Source organism: Gordonia sp. X0973 (assembly GCF_013348785.1).
Lineage (GTDB): Bacteria > Actinomycetota > Actinomycetes > Mycobacteriales > Mycobacteriaceae > Gordonia.
This window is the reverse complement of the sequence record NZ_CP054691.1, coordinates 449,937-472,613: the sequence shown is the minus strand read 5'-3', so window position 1 is coordinate 472,613 and position 22,677 is coordinate 449,937. Positions and strand designations below refer to the sequence as shown.

Sequence of the window (22,677 nt, the reverse complement as noted above, 5' to 3'; positions counted from 1 at the left end):
TGCGACGGCTCAGCCCCAGAGCAACCTCGCCACGACGCCGAGTACGACGACGGCCGCGCCCAGACCCGCGACCGCGCGGGACCACCGGTTTAGCTGCACCGCGAGTGCCCCGACGGTGGAATCGACCACCTCGCGCGCGCCCGCGTCGATCCCCGCCGTCGACCTGCGGATCCGGGACACGAGGGCCGCCCCCAACGACCATGCGACCCCGGACGCGAGGACCATTCCGAGCCCGAGCCACACCAGCGTCGTGCCACGACTGGCGGAGGAGGCGAGCGCGGCGACCGCCGCGACGACGGCGATTCCGAGCGCGACGATCCCCCAGCGCGACACCACCGCCGCAGCCCGCTGGTACCGGCCGGCGCGCAGTGCCGCGCTGCGCTGGGTGACGGGGAGTCGGATCGGACCGCCGATCTGGTCCCCCAGCATCGGTGCGACCTGTCTGGCGACGCGGCGCACCATTCGGGTGAGGTCCAGGCGCATCACCGTCGGGTCGACGTCGGGGGCGGGCGGGTCGAACAGCCAGGCGTGCTGCTGGTCGACGAGATCGACGAAATCACCGATGAATGCCGGCGACCGGGTGTAGCGCTGGGCCAACGGCTTGGCCAGACTCCCGGTGAGGGTGCCGGCGGCCTTGGCGATCTGCTCGGTGATCATCGTCGCGACGAAGGTGCGCACGGTATCGGTGGCGCCGAGTTCGGCGGCCGTCGCGGAGAATCGACGCGGATCGACCACATCGGCGCGCAACCAGAGCAGCGGCAGTGCGACGGTCATCGCCACGATCGCGATCACCGTCGCCGCCGCACTCATGGCGCCCCGCTTAGTTCGAGTAGCCCAGCGACCCGCTGTTGACGCAGACGCGGCCGGAGGTCGACTCCCAGGCGAAGGCGAATCCGCCGGTGCAGGCCACGCCGTGCGTGGTGGAGATCGCCGATCCGCCCCAGCCGCCGATGGCCACCGACGTGCCGTGATGGTCGGCCTGCGCCACCGAGTAGGCGCCCGGGCCGGTGGCGAAGGAGTTCGCCGATCCGCCGTGCTTGGCCCCGGCCAATGCCGCGGACTTGCGGTCGAGGGTGCGGGCGTCGGCGTGGCCGCCACTCTGCGCGACGGCGATCGCGGTGCCCTCCCCCTTGGTGTCCTCGGCGCGTGCGGTGCTGCCCTTGCCGGCCTTGGCGCCGCAGGCGCTGTCGCCGTTGACGACGGTCTTGGTGTGCCCGTTGGCCGCCTGACACAGCGCCCCGGGGGCGGCGTGCGCCTGACCGCCGGCCAGTACCGAGAGCCAGGCCCCGGCGGCGAGCACCGCGGCTGCCGCGGCCGCGCGGGCCATCATGCCCGCGCCCGCTTCACTGCTTCCTTGGTAAGGCCCTTCTTCGCGGTGTCGACCGCGGTCTTCTGGCCCTGTTTGACGATGAGGCCGGGCAGCTTCACCTTGAGGTCCACCTCCAGGGTGAACTCGACATGCGAGCCGCCCTTCCCGTTGTCGGTGATCGTGTAGACGCCGTGCTGCTTGGACAGCTGGGTGCCTTCGACGAGATCCCAGGTGCACGAGTCCTCGGTCCACTGGTAGGCGAGGGTCTGCTCGTCGGTGATCGGCCCGACCGACACCTTCACCTTGACCAGCTTCGCCAGCCCGTCGTCGTATTCCTCGAGTATCTCGGCCGACTTGTGCGGCCCCGACCATTCGGGCAGGGACTCGATGTCCTGCAGGACTTCCATGACCACCGAAGGTGGTGCGTCGATATCGAATTGGGTGTTTGCGGAGACGGCCATGCGGTCAACCTACCCTGCCGGGGACGCCCGCGGGTCAGCTCTCCCGGTCCACCAGTCGGTGGGTCCAGGCTTCGTCGGGGATGTCGGCCGTCGTACACGGTTTGTCGGTCGCGGTGAACCAGCCGCGGTAGTGCAGGATCTCCCCGATGATCGGGTTGCGGACGGTCGCGTCGCAGTGGAAACGCTGGTGTTCCTCGTCCCACCCCTCGGTGTATTGCATCTGCGCGACGAAGGGTCCGCGCATGGCGACCTTGGGGCCGCGCAACCACCGAACCGGGCCGCTGTCCAGGCGCAGCGAGCCGTCCCGGGTGACCGACGGCTCCAACGGATACAGCAGCTCCGGGCCGTCGCCGAAGTAGTCGACGAATCCGTCGCGCCCGTCGACGATGACGGAGTTCAGGCCGCGGTCGCCCGAGTTGTACTCGAAGGTCCGCAGCACGGCGAGGCATTCACGACCGAGTTCGTCGCGATAGCAATAGTTCTCCTGGCGGAACGGGACCATGCGGCTCGTCTTGGACGGCATCGCATTCCGTTTGCCGTAGAAGCGGATCACCGGCGGGCCGAGCGCCGAGGTGATGTAGACCGACTCCATCAGTCCGGACATGATCTGCGCGATGCCCGACGACGAGTCGATGCCGTAACGCCACTGCATATTGGGGTGCAGCTTCTCGAAGTCGGACCCCAGTGCAGCGCGATACACCGGTGTCATTGTGCGCACTCCCTGGTCGATGATTCGTCGAGTCGACGGTTTTCCTACACCGGTGAACCTACCCGCTTCGGGTCGGGCGCTGAGCGCGAACCCCGCGAATCCGGTCGCGACGACTCGGGGCCGGCCATCCGTGCGGATGACCGGCCCCGAGATCGATCTGTCTGCGAGACGCGGTTGGGCTTAGAAGCCCATGCCGCCCATCTCGTCGCCACCCGGCATCGCCGGGGCCGGGTTCTTCTCCGGCTTGTCGGCGACGACGGCCTCGGTGGTGAGGAACAGGGCCGCGATCGACGCCGCGTTCTGCAGCGCCGAGCGGGTGACCTTCACCGGGTCGTTGATGCCGGCCTTGAGCAGGTCCTCGTACTCGCCGGTGGCGGCGTTGAGGCCGGTGCCCTTCTTGGCGTTGCGGATCTTGTCGGCGACCACGCCGGGCTCGAGGCCCGCGTTGATCGCGATCTGCTTGGCCGGAGCCTCCAGCGAGACGCGGACGATGTTGGCACCGGTGGCCTCGTCGCCGTCCAGCTTGAGGCTGTCGATGGCGTCCTCGGACTGCAGCAGGGCGACGCCACCGCCGGCGACAATGCCCTCTTCGACGGCCGCCTTCGCGTTGCGAACGGCGTCCTCGATGCGGTGCTTGCGCTCCTTGAGCTCCACCTCGGTGGCCGCACCGGCCTTGATGACCGCGACACCGCCGGCCAGCTTGGCCAGACGCTCCTGCAGCTTCTCCCGGTCGTAATCGGAGTCGCTGTTCTCGATCTCACCACGGATCTGGGCCACGCGGCCGGCGATCTGCTCGGCGTCGCCGGCACCGTCGACGATGGTGGTCTCGTCCTTGGTGACGACGACCTTGCGCGCGGTGCCCAGCAGCTCGAGACCGGCGGTCTCCAGCGAGAGGCCGACCTCTTCGCTGATGACCTCGCCACCGGTGAGGATGGCGATGTCGGCGAGCATGGCCTTGCGGCGGTCACCGAAGCCCGGGGCCTTGACGGCGACGGACTTGAAGGTGCCGCGGATCTTGTTGACCACCAGGGTCGAGAGGGCTTCGCCCTCGACGTCCTCGGCGATGATCAGCAGCGGCTTGCCGGCCTGGATGACCTTCTCCAGCAGCGGCAGCAGGTCCTTGACGGTCGAGATCTTGCTCGAGACGAGCAGGATGTACGGGTCCTCGAGGACGGCTTCCTGGCGGTCGGCGTCGGTGACGAAGTAGCCCGAGATGTAGCCCTTGTCGAAGCGCATACCCTCGGTCAGCTCCAGCTGGAGGCCGAAGGTGTTCGACTCCTCGACGGTGATGACGCCTTCCTTGCCGACCTTGTCCATCGCCTCGGCGATGAGCTCGCCGATGGACGGGTCGCCGGCCGAGATGCCCGCGGTGGCAGCGATCTGCTCCTTGGTCTCGACCTCCTTGGCGCTCTTCAGCAGCGACTCGGTGACCGACTCGACGGCCTTCTCGATGCCGCGCTTCAGGCCCAGCGGGTTGGCGCCGGCCGCGACGTTGCGCAGACCCTCGCGAACGAGCGCCTGGGCCAGCACGGTGGCGGTGGTGGTGCCGTCGCCGGCGACGTCGTCAGTCTTCTTGGCGACTTCCTTGACGAGCTCGGCACCGATCTTCTCGTAGGGGTCCTCGAGTTCGATCTCCTTGGCGATGGAAACACCGTCGTTGGTGATCGTGGGGGCGCCCCACTTCTTCTCCAGGACGACGTTGCGGCCCTTGGGGCCCAACGTGACCTTGACTGCGTCGGCGAGGGCGTTGAGACCCCGCTCGAGGCCGCGGCGGGCCTCTTCGTCGTACGCGATTTGCTTGGCCATTGGGAAGTGATCCTCCGATAGGGGGTGACACTAGGTTTCGATGGCCGGACTCGGTGCCCGCGACGGACGACCGGCGTGTCAACGACCGATCTCACCGTCCCGACCTAGCACTCCGGGTAGGAGAGTGCCAAGACCGTTTTAGCACTCTCCTATGCCGAGTGCAAGGTCGGAGGCGGCGACGGGGACCGACCCGCGACCGATTGCGCTGCCCGGGTCAACCAGCGGCGGAGGTGGAGACGATGAGAACCTCCGCGGGTGCGCCGCCCGGGTTGTGGACCCGATGAGCGGTGCCGGACAGGAAGTGGATCGCATCCCCCTCGGCCACCGAGACGGTGTCGCCACCGATCCGCACGTCGACGGCGCCGGAGAGCACGTAGAGCCACTCCTCGCCGCCGTGGTGGGCATCCGGCGCCTCCGCGGCCGGGGGAATGGACAGGTGCACCGGTTGCAGGGCCGGGAAGTCACCGCCGAGCGAGGTGAGGATCCCGTTCGCACTGGGAACCGCGACCCGGTCCGCGATCCGCACGAGCTGGTAGGTGGCGGTGTACTGCTCGTCGACCAGACGGCTGAGGGATACGCCGAAGGCGTGCGCGATCTCGATGAGCGTGCCGACGGACGGCTGCCGGGTGCCCGACTCGATACGGGAGAGCTGGGTGGTGGACAGCCCGACCTTCTCGGCCAGCGCCGCCAGGGTCCAGTTGCGGTCTCTGCGGTATTCGCCGACCCGTCTGCCGATCCAAGTGTCGTCGCGCTGTCCGGGTTCTTTCACCGCACAACCTTAACGCGGCGGGCATTGCCTATGTGGTAATAATAGTGACCTATTGGCAAATTCTTTCTGTGGGGAGCACCTGATGGTCGATACCGATCCCGTCGCCGCGCCGGGCCTGGTGACCTGTTGTCGGGCGCTCGGCGGATTGCCGGTGGGCGCCGTGCTCCCGCGACACCCCGATCGACGGTTCCTCGCCTCCCTCGAGGACCGCGGACTGCCCCGGTTCGGCAGGTCGGTCGAGGTGATCACGCTGCCGCAACGCGCCCGGCGGGTGCCGACCCCGGCGATCGCCGAAGGCGTGTGGCGGCCGGCGCGGACCGAGAACGCGGTCAACGCATTCGTGATCCGTCACCCCGAGGCCACCTTTCTGGTGGACCCCGGCATCTGCGTCGACGTCGTCGATCGGGCGGTGGCCGAATTGCCCCGGCTTCTCCGGCTGGCCGTCACGCCGCCGCGAGATGTCGTGGACATCCGACAGGCCCTCCACCTCGCCGGGATCGACGCCGCCGACATCGACTTCGCGCTCCCCACCCATCTGCACTGGGATCACGTCGCCGGCCTGCTCGACCTGCCCGGGTTGCCCGCCTACCTTCACCGCCTCGAGCACTCGTGGGCGATGGATGGACCGGTCGCGCCGCAGGGCGGTGTGCGGGCGGCCGTACGCAATCGGCCCGTGACGCTCTACGACCTCGACGGGCCCCCGATCCTGACCTTTGCGCGCAGCCACGACCTCTTCGGCGATCGCTCCGTCATCCTCGTCGACCTGCCCGGCCACACCCCGGGCAGCGTCGGGCTACTCGTGCAGACGTCGTCGGGCCCGACATTGCTGGCCGGCGACGCGGTGTGGAGCCGGATCCAGATCGACCGGCTCCGCCAGAAGGCGTCTTACCCGGGTCTGCTCGCCGATGCCGATCGCGATGCGGCATGGGAGACGGTGCACCGTCTCTACGCGATACGCGACCGTCTCGCGATCATCCCCAGCCACGAGAGCTAGCACCGCTTCCTCGGCGACATCCCTCAGACGACGGCGTTGCGCCGCGCCGCCTCCCGGTACCAATACGCGCTCAGTTTCGGGATCCGTTCCAAGGTCTCGAAGTCGACGTAGACGAGCCCGAAGCGGTTGCCGTAGCCCGCCGTCCACTCGAAGTTGTCCTGCGAGCTCCACTGGAAATACCCGGCCACCGGGGCGCCGTCCACCGTCGCACGCTGTAGTGCGCCGAGGCAGGCGCGCAGGAACATCACCCGGTCCGAGTCGTAGACCCGCCCGTCGTCGGCCACGACATCGGCGGCGGCGCACCCGTTCTCGGTGATGTAGATGGACGTGGGGTTCCACAGCTCGTGGGTGAACCGCGGCGCCCAGTACATGACCTCGGGGTCGAAGACATGCCACGACGAGTGCATCTTCGGATGGGAGGCGTTGATCGGCACCTCCCGATAGCCCTGCGGCCCGTCGTCGGGTTCGACGTAGAAGCTCGGCCGGTAGACGTTGATCCCGACGAAGTCGAGCGGCGACGAGATGATCGCCAGATCCTCGTCGGTGAAGACCGGCGCATCGGCGCCCGCGGTTTCCAGGTAGGCGTCGGTGTAGCGGCCCTCGAGCATGACGGTGATATAGGCCGCGTTCTGCTCCCGCGTCGCGATGCGCGCCGCCGCGACGTGTTCGGGGGTGTTGATGACCGGCACCGGGGCGACGAGGTTCTCGGCGAACCCCACCTGCACGTCGGCGGGCGCCGCGGCACGGATCGCCCGCACCGCCAACCCGTGGCCGAGTACGGCGTGGTGCCGCACCTGGTTGCGCTCGCGGTCGGAGAGGGTGAGGCCGGGGGCGAGGGACAGGTGCATGGATTCACCGCCGCCGACGGGGACGTCGAGCCCCTGGTGGCCGATGTCGACGAAGGTGTGGAACTCGTTGATGGTAAAGAAGTGTTTGACGCGATCGCCGAGCGCGCCGGCAACGACGCCCGCGTATTCGGCGAAGGCCTCCGCCGTGTCCCGCGTCTGCCACCCGCCCGCGTCCTGGAGCGACTGCGGCAGGTCCCAGTGATAGAGAGTCGCGTACGGGGCGATCCCCGCGTCGAGAAGTTCGTCGACGAGCCGGCTGTAGAAGTCGACGCCCTTCTGGTTCACGGCACCGGTCCCGCCCGGAAGGATCCGGGGCCACGCGATGGAGAACCGGTAGGCGCCCACGCCGAAATCCCGCATGAGGGCGACGTCTTCGGAGTGGCGGTGATAGTGGTCGTTGGCGACGTCTCCGGTGTCGCCGTTGGCGATCATCCCGGGGGTGTGCGCATAGGAGTCCCAGATCGACGGCGTCTTGCCGTCCTCCTCCCAGGCGCCTTCGATCTGGTAGGCCGACGTGGCCACCCCCCAACGAAAACCATCCGGCAGCGCACGCGCCCCATCCATGTCCGATCCCCTCTCGCACCATTTACCTAGCGATGACTAGGTTACTCTGCCGAGTAGCATCGCGGCAGTACTTCCCAGGAGGTCCCTTGTCCGCCGATGACCGCCGCGTCGCCGAGTCCCCGTCCCGGCTCGCGTCCGACACGAAGCCGCGGGGCCGCCCACCCCGGGTCGCGGTGAACGACATCGTCGACGCCGCGCTGGAACTCTTCAGCACCGAGGGGATCCACGGGGCGTCCATCGCGACCATCGCCGGGCGGGTGGGGTTGACCGACGCCGGCCTCCTGCACCACTTCCCGTCGCGCGACGCACTGGTGGAAGCGGCGCTGGCCCGCAGCGTGGAACTGCAGGTCGAGCAGATGAAGGAGTACGCGGCCCCCGGCGGTCTCGCCGCCATCCGCGCCTTGGCGGCCTGGGGATCGGTGATGGAGGAGACGCCGGAACTGATGGTCTTCTCGACGCTGGTGAGCGCCGACGCGACCCGCCCCGACTCCCTCCTGCGCGACTGGGCCCAACGTCGCTACGAAGCCCTCACCGCCCTCCTCGCCGGACTGCTGCGCGAGGGAATCGCGCGCGGCGAGATCCGCGCCGACCTCGACCCCGAGTGGGAGGCGACATCGCTGATCGCCTTCGTCGACGGCATCCGACTCCAATGGCTGCTGGGCGGCGGCGCGAATCCGATCCGCCCAGGCGAAGCGGTCGAGCGGCATTTCGCCGAGGTGGTCGAGCGGATCACCGCGAACGGTCCCGACCGCCGGCCTGGCTAGCGCGCCAGGAACGCGGCGAGTTGTCGTAACGACGAGGTCATGCCGACTTCGTGGTCGCGCTTCGAGATACCCGGCGGGACGTCGTCTGCCCGGAACTCGACGCGGGTTCCGCCGTCGACCGGCGCGGTGCTCCACGTCATCGTCATCGTTCCGGCGAACCGCGGGTCGTCGGACTCGAAGTCGACGGCCTGCACGACGCGGACCCCGGGGTCGATCGCGGTGAAGCGGGCCTCGACGATGTCGGAGTCGGCGGTGGCCTTACCGCCGCCGGATGGCGCGTCGAGATAGGTGAGCACCAGGCGGTACCGACCGCCGACCCGCGCGTCGAATTCGTCGAACCGGCCGGACATGCCCTCGGGCGGCAACCACCGGAGCAGAGCCGCGGGGTCGACGAATGCGCTGAACACCTCGTCGGGAGTCGCCGAGACGGTTCTCGACACCACGTCGGTCCGGCTCATGGGTGCACCCTGCGCGCAGCGATCAGTCTTGGATCCGGGCGAAGGGGTGGGCCGCTTCGAGTTCGTAGGAGAGCTCCAGCAGCGTCCGCTCCTGTCCGACATCGGCACAGAAGTGCAGCCCGATCGGCAGGCCCTCCTTGGTCTGCGCCAACGGCAGCGTCACGGCGGGTGTCCCCGACGTGTTGTTGGCCGGGGTGAACGTCACGTATTGCACGAGCCGGTCGAAGACCTCCTGGAAGTCGCCGCCGGGATCGAGGTAGCCGATCTTCGGCGTGACGTGGCCCAGCGTCGGCGAGTACACGACGTCGAAGTCGTCGAAGAGTGCGCGGAACTGTTTGGTCGACTTCCGCAGCCCCATCAGCACCCCCGGCGTCGCCCAGAACCGTCGCAGGAACTGCTTGGACAACCCGGCGGTGAACGGGTCGAGCTTCGAACGGTCGAACCCCTTGTCGATCAACCGCTTCCCGAAGTGGTCGAGCGAGAAAGCCAACAACGACCAGTAGTCGGTGAACTGCTGCACGTAACTGCGCTCCACCGGCAGCGGCACCCGGTCGATGTGGTGCCCCTGCTCGGCCAACAGCTCGGCGACCGCCTCCAGCGCCACCGACGTCTCCGGGTCGAGCAGTCCGCCGGTGATCGGCTCGGCGATCAGCGCGATCCGCAGCCGTCGCTTGCCGGGCCCCTCGACCAGCCCCAGCTCGGGCATCCCCTTCGCGGGCGCGTATCGCTGCGTGTCGGCGAGGAAGTGGGCGGTGTCCCGGACACTCCGCGACACCACCCCGTTGGAGATCAGGTCGATGGGCAGCGACTCCCCCTCCGCGGACGCGATCACCCGGTCACGGCTCGGCTTGAACCCGACGAGGCCGCAACAGGCTGCGGGGATCCGGATCGAACCGCCCCCGTCGTTGGCGTGCGCGATCGGCAACGCGCCGGCGGCCACCAGCGCCGCGGCTCCCCCCGACGACGCTCCGGCCGAATAGTCGGTGTTCCACGGATTGCGCGTCGGCGGTCGGTCGACGAACTCGGTCGTCGCGGTGAGCCCGAAGGCCGGCAGGGTCGTGGCCCCGAGGATGTTGATGCCCGAGGCCAGCATCTGCCCGACGAATTTCTCGTCCGCGGCCGCGGGAACGGGTGGGACCGCGGCCGACCCGTGCATCGTCGGGATCCCGGCGAACAGCGTGTTGTTCTTGATCATCGACGGCACTCCGGCGAGCGACCCGTCCGGGAACTCTCCGGCGGCGGCCCGCTCGAGGCCCCGTTCCCGGTCGTCGAACGCCACCGCGTTCAATTGCGGCTCCACCGCGTCGATGCGCGCCAGCGCGGCCTGCGCCGCCTCCCGCGCCGAGAATTCCCCCGATTTGATCCCCCCGGCCACCCCGACGGCGTCCAGCTCGCCGAGGCAATCACCGGTGAACGCACTCACCTTGGTCATGGCTGCCGACGCTACACGGCGACGACCTCGCCGTTCGGACGGTTGGCGCCCGTGAGCCGAACCGAACGGGTATCAAGGAACCATGCAGCTGAGACTCTCCGACGACGAACTCGCCTTCCGCGATGAGATGCGCACCTTCTTCACCACCAAGATTCCCGCGGAGATCCGGGAACGCGCAGCCTCCGGCGAACTCGACTACCCGGACGACATCCGCACGACGATGCGGATTCTCAACGAGAACGGATTGTGCGTGCCGCATTGGCCCACCGAGTGGGGCGGCCGGGATTGGACGCCGATCCAGCATCACATCTGGCTCCAGGAATTGGCCTTCGCCTCGGTTCCGGACACTCTGCCGTTCAACACCGGCATGGTCGGACCCGTCATCGCCGAGTTCGGCACCCAGGAGCAGAAGGAGCGCTTCCTGCCGTCGACGGCCAACTGCGACATCTGGTGGTGCCAAGGCTTCTCCGAGCCCGAGGCCGGCTCCGACCTCGCGTCCCTCAAGACCAAGGCGGTGCGCGACGGCGACGAATGGGTCGTCAACGGCCAGAAGACGTGGACGACGCTCGGCCAATACGCCGACTGGATCTTCGCCCTGGTCCGCACGAACCCGGACGCCCCCAAGCGCCAGCAGGGCATCAGCTTCCTGCTGATCGAGATGTCGACTCCCGGTATCGAGGTCCGCCCGATTCAGCTGATCGACGGCGGCTACGAGGTCAACGAGGTCTTCTTCAACGACGTGCGGGTCCCGGCCGACCAGCTCGTCGGCGAGGAGAACGCCGGCTGGTCCTACGCCAAGTTCCTCCTCGGCAACGAGCGCACCGGCGTCGCCCGCGTCGCCAACACCAAGATGGCGTTGTCGCGCGCCAAGAAGCTGGCCGCGCAAACCCCGACCGCCGACGGGACGCTGCTCGAGGACCCGTTGTTCGCGGCCCGCATAGCCGAGCTGGAGAACGAACTGCTCGCCCTGGAACTCACCCAGCTGCGGGTGGTCGCCTCGTCGGCCGACGGCAAGCCCAACCCGGCGTCGAGCCTGCTCAAACTGCGCGGCAGCGAGCTGCAGCAGGCGGCCACCGAGTTGCTGGCCGACATCGCCGGGCCCAACTCGCTCGCCGTCGCACCGCCGGATGCGGGCACCGCCAACGGCTCGGCCGACATCGCCGCCCCCACCTGGGCCCAGCGCTCCGTCCCGACCTACCTGAACTACCGCAAGGTCTCCATCTACAGCGGCAGTTCCGAGGTCCAGCGCCAGATCATCGACAAAGCCGTCCTCGGCCTCTAGAAGGAGAGCACGACATCATGGACTTCGAACTCAACGACGAACAGGTCATGCTCCGCGACACCGTGCGCGAGGTATTGGCCAAGACCTACGACATCGAGACTCTCCGCAAGGTCACCGACACCGAACGCGGCTGGGATCCCAAGGTGTGGAAGTCGCTGGCCGACATCGGCATCCTCGGCCTGACGGTCGACGAGGCCGACGGCGGCATGGGCGCGGGGCCGGTCGAACTCGGCGCGGTGCTCGGCGAGATCGGTCGGAGCCTCGCGCCCGAGCCCTATCTGAACGGCGTCGTCGTCCCGGCGGCACTGGTCTCGGCCACCGCCGAGGGCGACGCCCGCGCCGACTTGCTCGGCGGCCTCGTCTCCGGCGAACTGCTGATGGCATTCGCCCACACCGAGGAGACCGATCGCTGGCCGGTGGCCGGCGTGACGACCACGGTGTCCGGCTCCGGGGACGCCGCGAAGATCACCGGCACCAAGACCGAGGTCCTCGCGGCCGACAGTGCCGACAAGCTGGTCGTCTCGGCCCGGGACGAGTCCGGCGCGGTCGGGCTCTACCTCGTCGACGCGGAGGCCGACGGGGTGACGCGCATCCCGTTCCGAACCCACGACCGCCGACGCGGGGCCCAGGTCGGGTTCGCCGCCGCTCCCGCGACCCGACTCGGCTCCGGCGACGCCTCCGACGCGTTGCGCCAGGCCGACGTCCTCACCCAGACCGCCCTGTGCGCCGAGGCCGTCGGGGCGATGGAGCGCGCCCTGGAGCTGACCGTCGAATACCTGAAGACGCGCAAGCAATTCGGCGTGACGCTGTCGACCTTCGAGGCCCTGACGCATCGCGCCGCCGACATGTACGTGCTACTCGAACTGGCCCGCAGCCTCAGCGCATACGCCACCGGCACCCTCGCCGACGGAGTCATCGACGAAGTGGTCGCCTCCCGCGCGAAGCTGCAGATCTGCCGGTCGGGGCGCCAGATCGGCCAGGAGGCCATCCAGATGCACGGCGGCATCGGGATGACCGCGGAGTACCCGGTCGGCCACTATGTCAGCCGGCTGACGGCCATCTCCCACACCCTGGGCGACGCCGAGGCACATTTGTCGCACCTGGCGAACTCGGTCACCGACTGGGACATGGTGTCGATAGGGTGAACGCATGAAAAGCCTGCTGCTGGAAAACTTGGCCGACGTCTCGTCCTACGGACTGCTCGGCATCCTGGTGCTGCTCGTCGGTTATCTCGCGCTGGACGTGGTGACGCCGGGCAGCCTGCGCACCCTCCTCTGGAAAGAGGGCCATCAGAACTCGGTGATCCTCACGGCCGGCTACCTGATCTCCCTCGGCGTGGTCTACGCGGCCAGCGTGCACTCCAGCGTGCTGGTGGAACACCGCTGGCAGGGCCTGCTGTTCTCGGCCATCTACTCGCTGGTGGCCATCGCGATCATGTGCTTCTCCTTCGTCCTCATCGACTGGTTGACGCCCGGCCGGCTCGGTGAACTCATGATGACCGGGAACTCCGCGGTGGTGTGGATCAATATCGTCGTATTTGTCACGCTCGGTGTATCGATGGGTGCGGCACTCTGATCACCCCAGTAGGGTGACGCGCATGAAAGAAGCAACAGCACTGATCGAGGCGTCGACCGAGATCGACGCCACTCCCGAGGCGGTCTGGTCGGTCGTATCGGATCTCAAGCGCATGGGCGAATGGAGCCCGCAGTGCCGGAAGATGATCGTGCGCGGCGGCCCCGTCGGCCTCGGCACCCGCACGATCAACGTCAACCGCCGCGGACCGCTGTTCTGGCCGACGACGGCCAAGGTGATCCGGTTCGACCCGAACGAGGCCATCGCCTGGAAGGTCGCCGAGAACGGCAGCGTCTGGTCCTACGAGATCGCCCCGACCGCGAGCGGGGTGACCCTCACCGAGCGCCGCGAGGCCCCCGGTGGCAAGGTCAGCAACGTCTCCGGCGTGCTGACGCAGCTTCTGCTCGGCGGCCGCGAGACATTCGAGGCCGAGCTGCGCGAAGGAATGGCCGAGTCGCTCGCCAAGATCAAGCGCGCGGCGCAAGCGGTCGCGACCTAACCGTGGCCAGACGACCTGCCGACCCCGACCGGCCGTCCACCACGGGGCTGGCCCACCTGACCGACCTGGCCAAGCAGACGATCCCACCGCTCCACCCGGCGGGGATCCCCTTCGTCGCGGCCCCGGCCGCCGTCGCGCTGCTGGCCCGCAGGCACAAGTGGGTGGCCCGCCCGGCCTGGGCCCTGTCCGCCGCGTGCGCCGCCTTCTTCCGCCACCCGTCGCGGGTCCCGCCGACCGAGCCGGGAACCGTCGTCGCCGCGGCCGACGGGGAGGTCGCCCTCGTCGACTCCGCGGTCCCGCCGCCGGAGCTGGGATTGGGCTCGGCGGAACTGCCGCGCGTCTCGACCTTCCTCTCGGTATTCGACGTCCACGTCCAACGCGTCCCGATCTCGGGGACCGTTACGGCCGTCCGCCACACCCCCGGGGCCTTCCTGTCGGCGGACCTGCCCGAGGCGAGCACCCAGAACGAGCGCACGGCCATGACCATCCGCACCGAGTCGGGGGCGGAGATCGGGGTGGTCCAGATCGCCGGTCTGATCGCGCGGCGCATCGTCAACGAGGCGAATGTCGGCGACACACTCCGGATCGGCGACACCTATGGCCTGATCCGGTTCGGCTCCCGCGTCGACGTCTACTTCCCGGCCGGCACGCCGCTGCGCGTCGCCGTCGGCCAGCGCACGGTCGGTGCCGAGACCCCGCTGGCGGTCCTGCCGTGAGGGTCGCCGGCACCCCGACGCGACGCTCGCTGCGCCGCGGCCGACCCCGGGTCGGCCAGCCCGGGGCACGCAGCGCCCGGGTCGCCGTCCCGTCGGCGCTGACCATCCTCGCGGTCTGCGCCGGGCTCACCGCGGTGCGGCTGGCCGCCGAGAACCGCATCGATCTGGCGCTGGTCCTGGTGGTCGCCGCGGCTTTCCTCGACGGCATCGACGGCCGCGTCGCCCGCCTGATGAACGCCACGTCGAAGATCGGCGCCGAACTCGACTCGCTGGCCGACGCGATCAACTTCGGCGTCGTTCCGGCACTCATCTTGGCCGCGACCCTGATGCAGGGCCACGACCTCGGTTGGGCGATCGCCCTGGTGTACTGCTGCGCGATCATCCTGCGGCTCGCGCGCTTCAACACCCTGTCCGACGACGAGAACGCCCCCGGCTACACCCGCGACTTCTTCGTCGGCGTGCCCGCACCGGCCGCTGCGTTGATCGCGCTCGGACCGGTCGGCCTGCACCAGTGGCTGGGCGACGGCTGGTGGAGTTCCTTCGCGGCGGTCGCCGTCTGGACGCTGCTGGCCGGATTCCTCGCGATCAGCCGCATCCCCACCTCGTCGCTCAAGGCGACGACGAAGCTCTCGCGCGCCGCGTTGGCGCCCGCCCTGATCCTGTTCGCCGGTGCGGCAGCCCTGCTGGTCACCTATCCGTACACGCTGATGATCATCATCATCGCCGCGTATCTGGCGCATATCCCGTTCGCCTGGTGGGCCAACCGGTGGGTCCGGGCGCGGCCCGAGCACTGGGACTCGTTGCCCGCCGAACGTCGCGCCCATCGGCGCATGACGAGCAGCCGCCGGCCGATCCTGCGCAAGTCGCAGGCCCGGCTCGGTTTGCGCCGACCTGGCGCATAACCCCCCAGGGGGTTATGCTGGCGTCATGGACTTCACCATCAGCGCTGACCTCCCCCTCCCCTACGACGACGCCGTCGCCCGCACCCGCGCGGGACTCGCCGACGCGGGCTTCGGGGTGCTCACCGAAATCGACATCAAGGCGACGTTGAAGAAGAAGCTCGACGTCGACGTCGAGCCGAAGATCATCCTCGGCGCCTGCCAGCCGCGGTTCGCCCATGCAGCGCTGCAGGCCGACCCGCGGGTCGCGGCCATCATGCCGTGCAACGTCGTCGTCTCCGCCGACGGCGAGAACGCCAGCCGCGTCGAAATCCTCGACCCGGGCACGATGGAGCAGTTCACCGGCACGGCCGCCCTGCACACCATCGCCACCGATGCCCGCGCCCAGCTCTCGGCGATGCTCGACGACCTCGTCACCAAGGCGGGTGCGTGATGCAGCTGCCCGCCGACGAGATCAAGCCGATCCTCACCCGTCTGCGCCGCGCCCACGGCCACCTGGCCTCGGTCATCCGCATGCTGGAGGAGGGCGCCGAATGCGAGGACGCGCTGACCCAGCTCGCCGCCGTCGACAAGGCGATCGCCCGCAGCGGCTATTCGCTCGTCGCCACCGGCCTGCAGTACTGCATGCGCACCGAGGGCCCCGACAACGTCGACACGCAGAAGCTGGAGAAGCTGTTCCTCTCCTTGGCCTAGTGCGCCAGATTCACCTGGTAGAACACCGAATTCGGCCCACCGGCCGCGCGTGGCGAGCTGCCCACCGTGACCCAATAGGTCCGGTCGCCCTTCTTCGCCGAAAGGATCACCGTGCGCGTGCCGCCCTCCTCGGTGCGACTGGACTCGGTGTATCCGGCCTTGGTCAGCGTCTGGACCGCCGAGTCGAGGACATTCGGCCCACCGGCCTGTCCCTGAATGGTCAACGACCACCCGTCCGCCGCGTTGCCGGTGGCCTGGATGAGCCGCCCGTCGAGCAGCGGCAGGTCCTTCTTCGGGAAGTCGGCCGGCATCGCGACGTCCCCGGTCGGCCCGGACGACTCCGACGAGTCGCATCCGCCGACGACGAGAGTCATCGCGAGGGCGAGGACCGCCAGGATGCCGAGGACCGCGCGGCGGAGCCGACCTGTTAGAAGTGGCGACATAGCTGCAACGGTAGGGTAAACATGCGGGCGCACCGTCGTGACACCCCGCGCAAGTCCGAAGACGCCAGCACGACCGATCTCGCCGGAGCGCCCGTGATAGCCACCCTGACCGCCCTGACGGTGGCCGCGGTGGTCGCGCCCGCCGTCATGTGGTGGCTGGACACCAAGGGCTTCTACCTCATCGCATTGGCACCGGCGGCGGCACTCGCCTGGGTCCTGCTCCACTGGCCGACCGGGGGCCGTCCGCGCGTCGAGACCGTCGAATGGGTCCCGCGACTGCACATGACCTTCGTCATGCGCATGGACACGCTTTCGGCGATCCTCTCCGTTCTCATCCTCGGCATCGGCGCGCTGGTCCTCTGCTACTGCGCCCACTACTTCGACGAGATGCGCCCGCGCGTCGCGGTCTTCGGCGGCGAGATGCTCGCCTTCGCCGCGGCCATGTTCGGCCTGGTCATCTCCGACAACATGCTGGTCCTCTACGTGTTCTGGGAGGCCACCACGGTGCTGTCCTTCCTGCTCGTCGGCTTCTACGGCGTGCGCGCCAGCTCGCGCCGGGCCGCCACCCAGGCGCTGCTGGTGACCACCCTGGGCGGGCTGGCCATGCTGGGCGGGATCATCGCCCTGGGCACCCGGACCGGCAGCTACCTGCTCTCGGACCTGATCGCCCACCCGCCGTCGAATTCGGTCTACGTCGACGTCGCGATTGCCGCCATCCTCGTCGGCGCACTCTCGAAATCGGCGATCGTCCCGCTGCACTTCTGGCTACCAGGAGCGATGGCCGCCCCCACCCCGGTGAGCGCCTACCTGCACGCCGCGGCGATGGTGAAGGCCGGCGTCTACCTCGTCGCACGGCTGGCCCCGGGATTCGCGCACCTGCCCGTGTGGCAGGTGCTGGTGCTGGGCCTGGGGGCGCTGACCATGCTCGTCGGCGGCTGGCGCTCGCTGCGCGAACTCGACCTGAAACTGATCCTGGCGTTCGGGACCGTCTCGCAGCTCGGCTTCCTGATGGTGCTCGTCGGATTCGGCGACGCCAACGTCGCCCTCGCCGGGCTCGCCATGCTGTGCGCCCACGCCCTGTTCAAGGCGGCCCTGTTCATGGTGGTCGGCATCATCGACCACTCGACCGGTACCCGCGATCTGCGCAAGCTGGCCCGGCTCGGCCAACGCATGCCGGTTCTGGCCCTGGTCGCGGCGGTCGCCGCGGCGAGTATGGCCGGGCTGCCGTTCACCCTGGGATTCGTCGGCAAGGAGACGGCCTTCGGCACCATCTGGTCCTCCGGCGCCCTCTCGACGTGGCAGGCCCACACCGTCGACCTGGTCGTCCTCGTCGGCTCGGTCATCACGATGGCCTACTCGACCCGCTTCCTGTGGGGTGCGTTCGGACGCAAGGTCCGGCAGGCCCCCAGCCTCGCCGTCGCCCGGGCACACCTGCCCAGCCCGTTGTTCCTCGCGCCACCGGCGGTACTCGCCGTGTGCGGCGTCGTCGCCGGCTTCGCATCCGGGTGGCTCGGACACCTCTTCGAGCCCTATGCCGACACCCTCGCGACCTGGGGGCACCCACTCGAACACCTCGGGATGTGGCACGGCTTCGGGCTGCCGGTGGTGTTCTCCGCCATCGCGATCGTCGCCGGTGTCCTCACCTTCCTGGTGGTCCGCAGCCAGCGCGATCACCTCTTCGTCCACAAGCCGATCGTCAACGCCGACCGGGTCTACGACGCCGTGCTCCGCACCATCGACGCCGTGTCGCTGGCCATCACCCGCAACACCCAGCGCGGATCCCTGCCCATCACCCAGGGCGTCATCCTCGCGACCGCCGTCGTGCTGCCGATGTCCGCGCTGTTCAGCGGTGCGCGGCGCGCGGTCGACCCGCGGGGCTTCGACGCACCGACGCAGGCGGTCGTGGCCCTCCTCATGCTGGCCGCGGCGATCGGCGTCGTCCTGCTGCGCAACCGCCTGGCCGCGGTCCTCGCCATCGGACTCAACGGCTACGGCTGCGTCTTCCTCTTCGCCCGCCACGGCGCACCCGACCTCGCGTTGACCCAAGCCCTCGTCGAGACCTTGACGCTGGTGATCTTCGTCCTCGTCCTGCGCAAACTGCCCGCGGAGACCCGCCACCACCGTCCCCCAGCGCTGCACCGCCTCACCCGGGCGATCATCGCCGTCGCCATCGGCGGCACCTTCGTCGCCCTCGCCTACTTCGCGGCGGCCGCGCGCTCGGCCCGACCGCTGCAAAGCATCATCCCCGACGTCGCCTACTCCGTCGGCCACGGCGCCAACGCGGTCAACGTCCTACTCGTCGACATCCGCGCCTGGGACACCCTCGGCGAGGTCTCGGTGCTGATCGTCGCGGCGACCGGCGTCGCCTCGATGGTCTTCCGCAACCGCCGCTTCGGCGCGGCGCCGCGGGTGGCCGACGCGACCGCCCAGGACGACGACCTGCTGATCCCGTCGGAGCGCACGACCTGGCTGCTCGGGTCCGACCTGCGCGATCCCCGGCACCGTTCCCTGGTCCTCGAGGCCACCACGCGGCTGGTGTTCCCGACGATGGTCGTGCTCTCGGTCTTCTTCTTCTACGCCGGGCACAACTCCCCCGGCGGCGGCTTCGCCGGCGGGCTCACGATGGGCCTGGCACTGGTGCTGCGCTATCTGGCCGGTGGTCGCTACGAACTCGGCGAGGCCCTGCCGCTGGAGGCGGGGACCATCCTCGGCACCGGGCTGGCCATCTCCGGCGGCACAGCGGTCGCCTCCCTGTTCCTGGGGGCACCGGCGCTCTCGTCCGCGATGATCGAGGTGACGCTCCCCGTGCTGGGCGAGATCCACCTGGTCACGGCCATGTTCTTCGACCTGGGCATCTACCTGATCGTCGTGGGACTGGTCCTGGACATCCTGCGCAGCCTCGGGGCCCGCCTCGACGTCGAGGCAGGTGCCCGATGAGCGTCAACCTCCCCCTGCTGATCGTCCTCGGCGGCATGATCGCGGCCGGCGCCTACCTCCTGATGGACCGCTCGCTGATCAAGATGCTGTTGGGCCTGATGCTCGTCGGCAACGCGATCAACGTGATGATCCTCGTCGTGGCCGGTCCGAGCGGCAGTCCGCCGATCCGCGGCAAGGAGTCCGGGCAGGAGGCCGACGCCGATCCGCTGGCCCAGGCCATGATCCTGACCGCGATCGTCATCATGATGGGCGTCGCCGCCTTCGTCTTGGCGCTGGTGTACCGCCGCTACGTGCTGAACCGCGACGAGGGCGAGAACGACGACGACGTGCCCGACGATCCCGAGGACCGCAAGATCGTCGCCGGATCGCTCGAGACCGCCGGCGACCGCGACCGCAGCGACGACCCGCGCACGCTCGCCGATACCGAGGCCGGCGACCTCTTCGACGACAAGGGCCATCCGCTGACGCGCGCCGAGTTCGAGGCGCTGCACCGCACGGTCATCGAGACCGACCTCCTCATGCCCGACGACGACGTCGTCGACGAACTGGGGTCCGACGACGAGGAGGAGGAATCATGAGCATCCCGGTGCCGCACTCCTGGTTCCCCGCCCTCATCGTGATGCCGACCCTGGTACCGCTGATCGGCGCGGCGATCACCCTGGTGGCCGCCCGCAGCCCGCGGCTGCAGCGCGTCGTCACCGTCCTCGCGCTGACCACGACCCTGGGCGCCTCGCTGCTCATGCTGTTCGGCGTCAGCCAGCACGGCACCCAGGCCATCGCCATCGGCGGCTGGGACTCGAACGTCGGCGGTGCGCGCACCAAACGGCTCGGCCCGCTGGGGATCACGCTGGTCGTCGACCACCTGTCGGCGATGATGCTGGTGGTCTCGGCGACCGTGCTGCTCGCCGTCATCCTCTACGCCATCGGCCAGGGTCTGCGCGACGGCACCGAGGCGCAGCCGGTGTCGATCTTCCAGCCGACCTATCTCATCCTGTGCGCCGGGGTGTGCAACGCCTTCCTCGCCGGGGACCTGTTCAACCTGTACGTCTCCTTCGAGGTGCTGCTCACCGCGAGCTACGTGCTGCTCACCGTCGGCGCGAGTGCCGACCGGGTGCGCGCCGGCGCCATGTACGTGATGGTGTCCATGGTGTCCTCGCTGATCTTCCTGGTCGGCATCGCCTTCGCCTACGCGACCACCGGCACGTTGAACCTCGCCGAGATGTCGATCCGGCTCAACGACGGCCATGTGCCAGACGGCACCCGCAACGCCCTCTACGCGGTACTCCTCGTCGCCTTCGGCATCAAGGCCGCCGTCTTCCCGCTGTCGACCTGGCTGCCCGACTCCTACCCGACCGCACCGGCCCCGGTCACCGCCGTGTTCGCCGGCCTGCTCACCAAGGTCGGCGTGTACGCGATCATCCGGGCACACACGCTGCTCTTCCCGGGCGGTTCGATGGATTCGGTGCTGATGATCGCCGGGCTGTTGACCATGCTGATCGGCATCGCCGGCGCCATCGCCCAGTCCGACATCAAACGGCTGCTCTCGTTCACACTCGTCAGCCACATCGGCTACATGATCTTCGGCATCGCCCTCTCGTCGAAGCTGGGCATGGCCGCTGCCATCTACTACGTCGCCCACCACATCCTCGTGCAGACGACTCTGTTCCTGGTCGTCGGATTGATCGAGCGACAGGCCGGCTCCGCGTCGCTGCGGCGCCTCGGCGGACTGATCGGCACGCCGGTGCTGGCCGTGCTGTATCTGATCCCGGCCCTCAACCTCGGCGGCATCCCGCCGTTCTCGGGATTCATCGGCAAGATCGCGCTCCTGCAGGCCGGTGCCGTCGACGGATCGGCGCTGGCCTGGACGCTGGTCGTCGGCGGACTCGTCACCAGCCTGTTGACCCTGTACGTCGTCGCGCGCGTCTGGACCAAGGCGTTCTGGCGCGCCCGCGCCGACGCCCCGGAGGGCGACCTCTCCGACGAGCGGCCCTCGGCCCTGATGGACGAGAGCACCGACATCGCCTACTCCGACCGCGACGACGTCGGGAAGATGCCGCTGGGCATGGTGGCGCCGACGGCCGCGATGGTGATCGTCGGCCTCGGACTGACCATCTGGGCCGGGCCGATCATGAACTACGCCGACCGCGCCGCCGCCGACGTGGTCAACCGGCACGTGTACATCCACGCGGTGACGGGGATCGGGGGCGGGCGATGAAGGCGGCGCTGGTCAACGCCTGGCGGCTCAGTCTGCTGAGCATCTTCTGGGTCTTCGGACGGGCCTTCGTGTGGCTGGCCGGGCACGTGCGCGTCCCCTCCTGGCTCGGCGGCGACCTGCGCGAGGTCGCGGTCCGCGTGTGGACGGCGTCGTGGTTGACCTTCGTCTGGGTGCTGCTCTGGGGCACCGTGTCGTGGGCCAACGTCATCGGCGGATTCGTGGTGGCGATGATGATCATGACGCTGCTGCCGCTGCCGCGGGTCCCCGTCGAGGGCCGCCTGCACCCGGTCTCGATCGCGGTGCTGGTGGTGCGCCTGATCTGGGACTTCTCCCTCTCGTCGCTGCAGGTCGCCTGGGCGGCCATCCGCCCCTCCCGGCCGCCGCTGGGCGCGGTGGTCCGCCGCCGGGTGGCGATCAAGTCGGACATGGTGCTGGCGCTGGCGATCAACTACATCAACCTGGTCCCCGGCACCATCGTCGTGGAGATCGACCACCGCAGGCGCCTGCTGTACATCCACGTATTCGACCTGGGCTCGCCGCGGAAGGTCGCCCAGTTCGACCGCCAGATCGCCTTCATCGAACGCGCCTTCATCCACGCCTTCGAGCGCGACAGCGAATGGCATCCGAGCCCGTACCACGGTATCGACGACGAGTACCACAACCGCATCCTGGCGCAGCGCGACGCCGATGGAAGGGAGCCGCGATGAGCACCATCGACATCCTGTGGTCGGTCGCGGCGGGGATGCTGCTGATCGCCGCGGTGAACACCAGCATCCGGCTGCTCGCCGGCCCGACGACGCTGGACCGGCTCATCGCCCTCGACATGGTCATCGCACTGACGATGTCCGGGCTGGCGCTGTGGGCCGGCACCAGCGGCGACTCGTCGGTGATCTCGACGGTCGTGGCCATCGCGCTGGTCAACTTCATCGGGTCTATCGCCGTCGCCCGCTTCCGCGTCCGGGACGACCAATGACCGCCGCCGAGATCGTCAGCACCGTCCTCGTCCTCGCCGGCGCGGCCCTGGCCCTGACCGCGTCGGTCGGCATGCTCCGGTTCCGCGACACCCTCTCGCGGATGCATCCGGCGACGAAGCCGCAGACCTTCGGCCTGCTGCTCGTACTCGGCGGCACCGCGACCCGGCTCTGGCACAACCCCGACGTCGGCATGCTCATCCTGGCCGGCCTCTTCGCGCTGATCACCGCACCGGTGGTGGCGCAACGCATCGGACAGCTCGCCTATCGGGAGCAGCGCGCCGACGCCGGTCTGACCCGCTCGCCCACCGAGGTCGCGACGGACGAGAAGTAGCG

26 protein-coding genes are annotated in these 22,677 nt (G+C 69.2%); 16 read left to right on the top strand and 10 right to left on the bottom strand.

What is annotated here, in order from left to right:
- Positions 1–9: 9 nt before the first annotated feature.
- The 6 genes from HUN08_RS02325 to HUN08_RS02300 all read right to left on the bottom strand — a co-directional run bounded on the left by HUN08_RS02325 (position 10) and on the right by HUN08_RS02300 (position 5,054).
- Entirely contained in the window at positions 10–810 is an 801-nt protein-coding gene (locus tag HUN08_RS02325; protein ID WP_124245746.1) for a hypothetical protein, read from the bottom strand.
- Positions 811–820: 10 nt separating this feature from the next.
- Complete coding sequence (locus HUN08_RS02320) at positions 821–1,330, bottom strand: DUF6764 family protein (RefSeq protein WP_301546846.1); 510 nt, start codon at positions 1,328–1,330, stop codon at positions 821–823.
- A complete protein-coding gene (locus HUN08_RS02315) occupies positions 1,327–1,770 on the bottom strand; it encodes an SRPBCC family protein (RefSeq protein WP_124245747.1) in 444 nt (147 codons plus the stop codon). Before HUN08_RS02315 ends, HUN08_RS02320 begins: the two co-directional genes overlap by 4 nt.
- Positions 1,771–1,804: 34 nt before the next feature.
- Positions 1,805–2,479 (bottom strand): DUF4166 domain-containing protein, encoded by a 675-nt coding sequence (locus HUN08_RS02310; protein WP_124245748.1) that lies wholly within the window; start codon positions 2,477–2,479, stop codon positions 1,805–1,807.
- 180 nt (positions 2,480–2,659) lie between these two features.
- On the bottom strand, positions 2,660–4,285 hold the full coding sequence (gene groL / locus HUN08_RS02305) for a chaperonin GroEL (protein ID WP_124245749.1): 1,626 nt from the start codon (positions 4,283–4,285) through the stop codon (positions 2,660–2,662).
- A gap of 214 nt (positions 4,286–4,499) precedes the next feature.
- Entirely contained in the window at positions 4,500–5,054 is a 555-nt protein-coding gene (locus tag HUN08_RS02300) for a helix-turn-helix domain-containing protein (protein WP_165353351.1), read from the bottom strand.
- Positions 5,055–5,136: 82 nt separating this feature from the next.
- On the opposite strand from HUN08_RS02300, the gene HUN08_RS02295 reads away from it, so the two are divergent.
- Positions 5,137–6,048, top strand: a complete 912-nt coding sequence (locus HUN08_RS02295) for an MBL fold metallo-hydrolase (RefSeq protein ID WP_124245750.1) — start codon at positions 5,137–5,139, stop codon at positions 6,046–6,048.
- 23 nt (positions 6,049–6,071) lie between these two features.
- Here HUN08_RS02295 and HUN08_RS02290 read toward each other — a convergent pair whose 3' ends face one another.
- A complete protein-coding gene (locus HUN08_RS02290) occupies positions 6,072–7,460 on the bottom strand; it encodes a GH1 family beta-glucosidase (protein ID WP_124245751.1) in 1,389 nt (462 codons plus the stop codon).
- Positions 7,461–7,546: 86 nt separating this feature from the next.
- Between HUN08_RS02290 and HUN08_RS02285 the strand changes: the two genes are divergently transcribed.
- Entirely contained in the window at positions 7,547–8,224 is a 678-nt protein-coding gene (locus tag HUN08_RS02285) for a TetR/AcrR family transcriptional regulator (protein ID WP_165353352.1), read from the top strand.
- On the opposite strand, the gene HUN08_RS02280 is transcribed toward HUN08_RS02285, so the two are convergent.
- A complete protein-coding gene (locus HUN08_RS02280) occupies positions 8,221–8,682 on the bottom strand; it encodes an SRPBCC domain-containing protein (protein WP_124245753.1) in 462 nt (153 codons plus the stop codon). The genes HUN08_RS02285 and HUN08_RS02280 overlap by 4 nt on opposite strands.
- A gap of 22 nt (positions 8,683–8,704) precedes the next feature.
- Complete coding sequence (locus tag HUN08_RS02275) at positions 8,705–10,114, bottom strand: amidase (RefSeq protein ID WP_124245754.1); 1,410 nt, start codon at positions 10,112–10,114, stop codon at positions 8,705–8,707.
- Between the two features lie 82 nt (positions 10,115–10,196).
- Here HUN08_RS02275 and HUN08_RS02270 point away from each other — a divergent pair, with 82 nt between their 5' ends.
- From HUN08_RS02270 to HUN08_RS02235, 8 genes are read left to right on the top strand one after another with little or no spacing between them, the layout of a single operon-like run.
- Positions 10,197–11,396 (top strand): acyl-CoA dehydrogenase family protein, encoded by a 1,200-nt coding sequence (locus HUN08_RS02270; RefSeq protein ID WP_124245755.1) that lies wholly within the window; start codon positions 10,197–10,199, stop codon positions 11,394–11,396.
- A gap of 17 nt (positions 11,397–11,413) precedes the next feature.
- The gene (locus HUN08_RS02265; protein WP_124245756.1) at positions 11,414–12,541 is read left to right on the top strand and encodes an acyl-CoA dehydrogenase family protein; all 1,128 of its coding nucleotides are present in this window, start codon (positions 11,414–11,416) and stop codon (positions 12,539–12,541) included.
- A gap of 4 nt (positions 12,542–12,545) precedes the next feature.
- A complete protein-coding gene (locus HUN08_RS02260) occupies positions 12,546–12,971 on the top strand; it encodes a DUF350 domain-containing protein (RefSeq protein ID WP_124245757.1) in 426 nt (141 codons plus the stop codon).
- A 22-nt stretch (positions 12,972–12,993) separates the two neighbouring features.
- Complete coding sequence (locus HUN08_RS02255) at positions 12,994–13,467, top strand: SRPBCC family protein (protein WP_124245758.1); 474 nt, start codon at positions 12,994–12,996, stop codon at positions 13,465–13,467.
- 2 nt (positions 13,468–13,469) lie between these two features.
- A complete protein-coding gene (locus HUN08_RS02250; RefSeq protein WP_124245759.1) occupies positions 13,470–14,183 on the top strand; it encodes a phosphatidylserine decarboxylase in 714 nt (237 codons plus the stop codon).
- 29 nt (positions 14,184–14,212) lie between these two features.
- Positions 14,213–15,085, top strand: coding sequence for a phosphatidylcholine/phosphatidylserine synthase (locus tag HUN08_RS02245; RefSeq protein ID WP_301546957.1), 873 nt, complete (start codon positions 14,213–14,215; stop codon positions 15,083–15,085).
- Between the two features lie 25 nt (positions 15,086–15,110).
- Positions 15,111–15,515, top strand: coding sequence for a DUF302 domain-containing protein (locus HUN08_RS02240; RefSeq protein ID WP_124245761.1), 405 nt, complete (start codon positions 15,111–15,113; stop codon positions 15,513–15,515).
- Complete coding sequence (locus HUN08_RS02235; protein ID WP_124246215.1) at positions 15,515–15,775, top strand: metal-sensitive transcriptional regulator; 261 nt, start codon at positions 15,515–15,517, stop codon at positions 15,773–15,775. The genes HUN08_RS02240 and HUN08_RS02235 overlap by 1 nt, the downstream gene beginning before the upstream one ends.
- Here HUN08_RS02235 and HUN08_RS02230 read toward each other — a convergent pair.
- Complete coding sequence (locus HUN08_RS02230; protein WP_124245762.1) at positions 15,772–16,218, bottom strand: hypothetical protein; 447 nt, start codon at positions 16,216–16,218, stop codon at positions 15,772–15,774. The two genes, HUN08_RS02235 and HUN08_RS02230, sit on opposite strands and share 4 nt — an antisense overlap.
- A gap of 93 nt (positions 16,219–16,311) precedes the next feature.
- Between HUN08_RS02230 and HUN08_RS02225 the strand changes: the two genes are divergently transcribed.
- Genes HUN08_RS02225 through HUN08_RS02200 form a run of 6 tightly spaced genes read left to right on the top strand, consistent with a single transcriptional unit; the run spans position 16,312 to position 22,675 of the window.
- Positions 16,312–19,155, top strand: coding sequence for a Na+/H+ antiporter subunit A (locus tag HUN08_RS02225; protein WP_124246216.1), 2,844 nt, complete (start codon positions 16,312–16,314; stop codon positions 19,153–19,155).
- The gene (locus HUN08_RS02220) at positions 19,152–19,733 is read left to right on the top strand and encodes a Na(+)/H(+) antiporter subunit C (protein ID WP_124245763.1); all 582 of its coding nucleotides are present in this window, start codon (positions 19,152–19,154) and stop codon (positions 19,731–19,733) included. The genes HUN08_RS02225 and HUN08_RS02220 overlap by 4 nt, the downstream gene beginning before the upstream one ends.
- The gene (locus HUN08_RS02215; RefSeq protein ID WP_124245764.1) at positions 19,730–21,370 is read left to right on the top strand and encodes a Na+/H+ antiporter subunit D; all 1,641 of its coding nucleotides are present in this window, start codon (positions 19,730–19,732) and stop codon (positions 21,368–21,370) included. Before HUN08_RS02220 ends, HUN08_RS02215 begins: the two co-directional genes overlap by 4 nt.
- Complete coding sequence (locus HUN08_RS02210; protein ID WP_124245765.1) at positions 21,367–22,077, top strand: Na+/H+ antiporter subunit E; 711 nt, start codon at positions 21,367–21,369, stop codon at positions 22,075–22,077. Before HUN08_RS02215 ends, HUN08_RS02210 begins: the two co-directional genes overlap by 4 nt.
- Positions 22,078–22,082: 5 nt before the next feature.
- A complete protein-coding gene (locus tag HUN08_RS02205; protein WP_124246217.1) occupies positions 22,083–22,343 on the top strand; it encodes a monovalent cation/H+ antiporter complex subunit F in 261 nt (86 codons plus the stop codon).
- Positions 22,340–22,675: a monovalent cation/H(+) antiporter subunit G gene (locus tag HUN08_RS02200; protein ID WP_124245766.1), complete on the top strand. Its 336-nt coding sequence runs from the start codon at positions 22,340–22,342 to the stop codon at positions 22,673–22,675. Before HUN08_RS02205 ends, HUN08_RS02200 begins: the two co-directional genes overlap by 4 nt.
- Positions 22,676–22,677 lie beyond the last annotated feature (2 nt).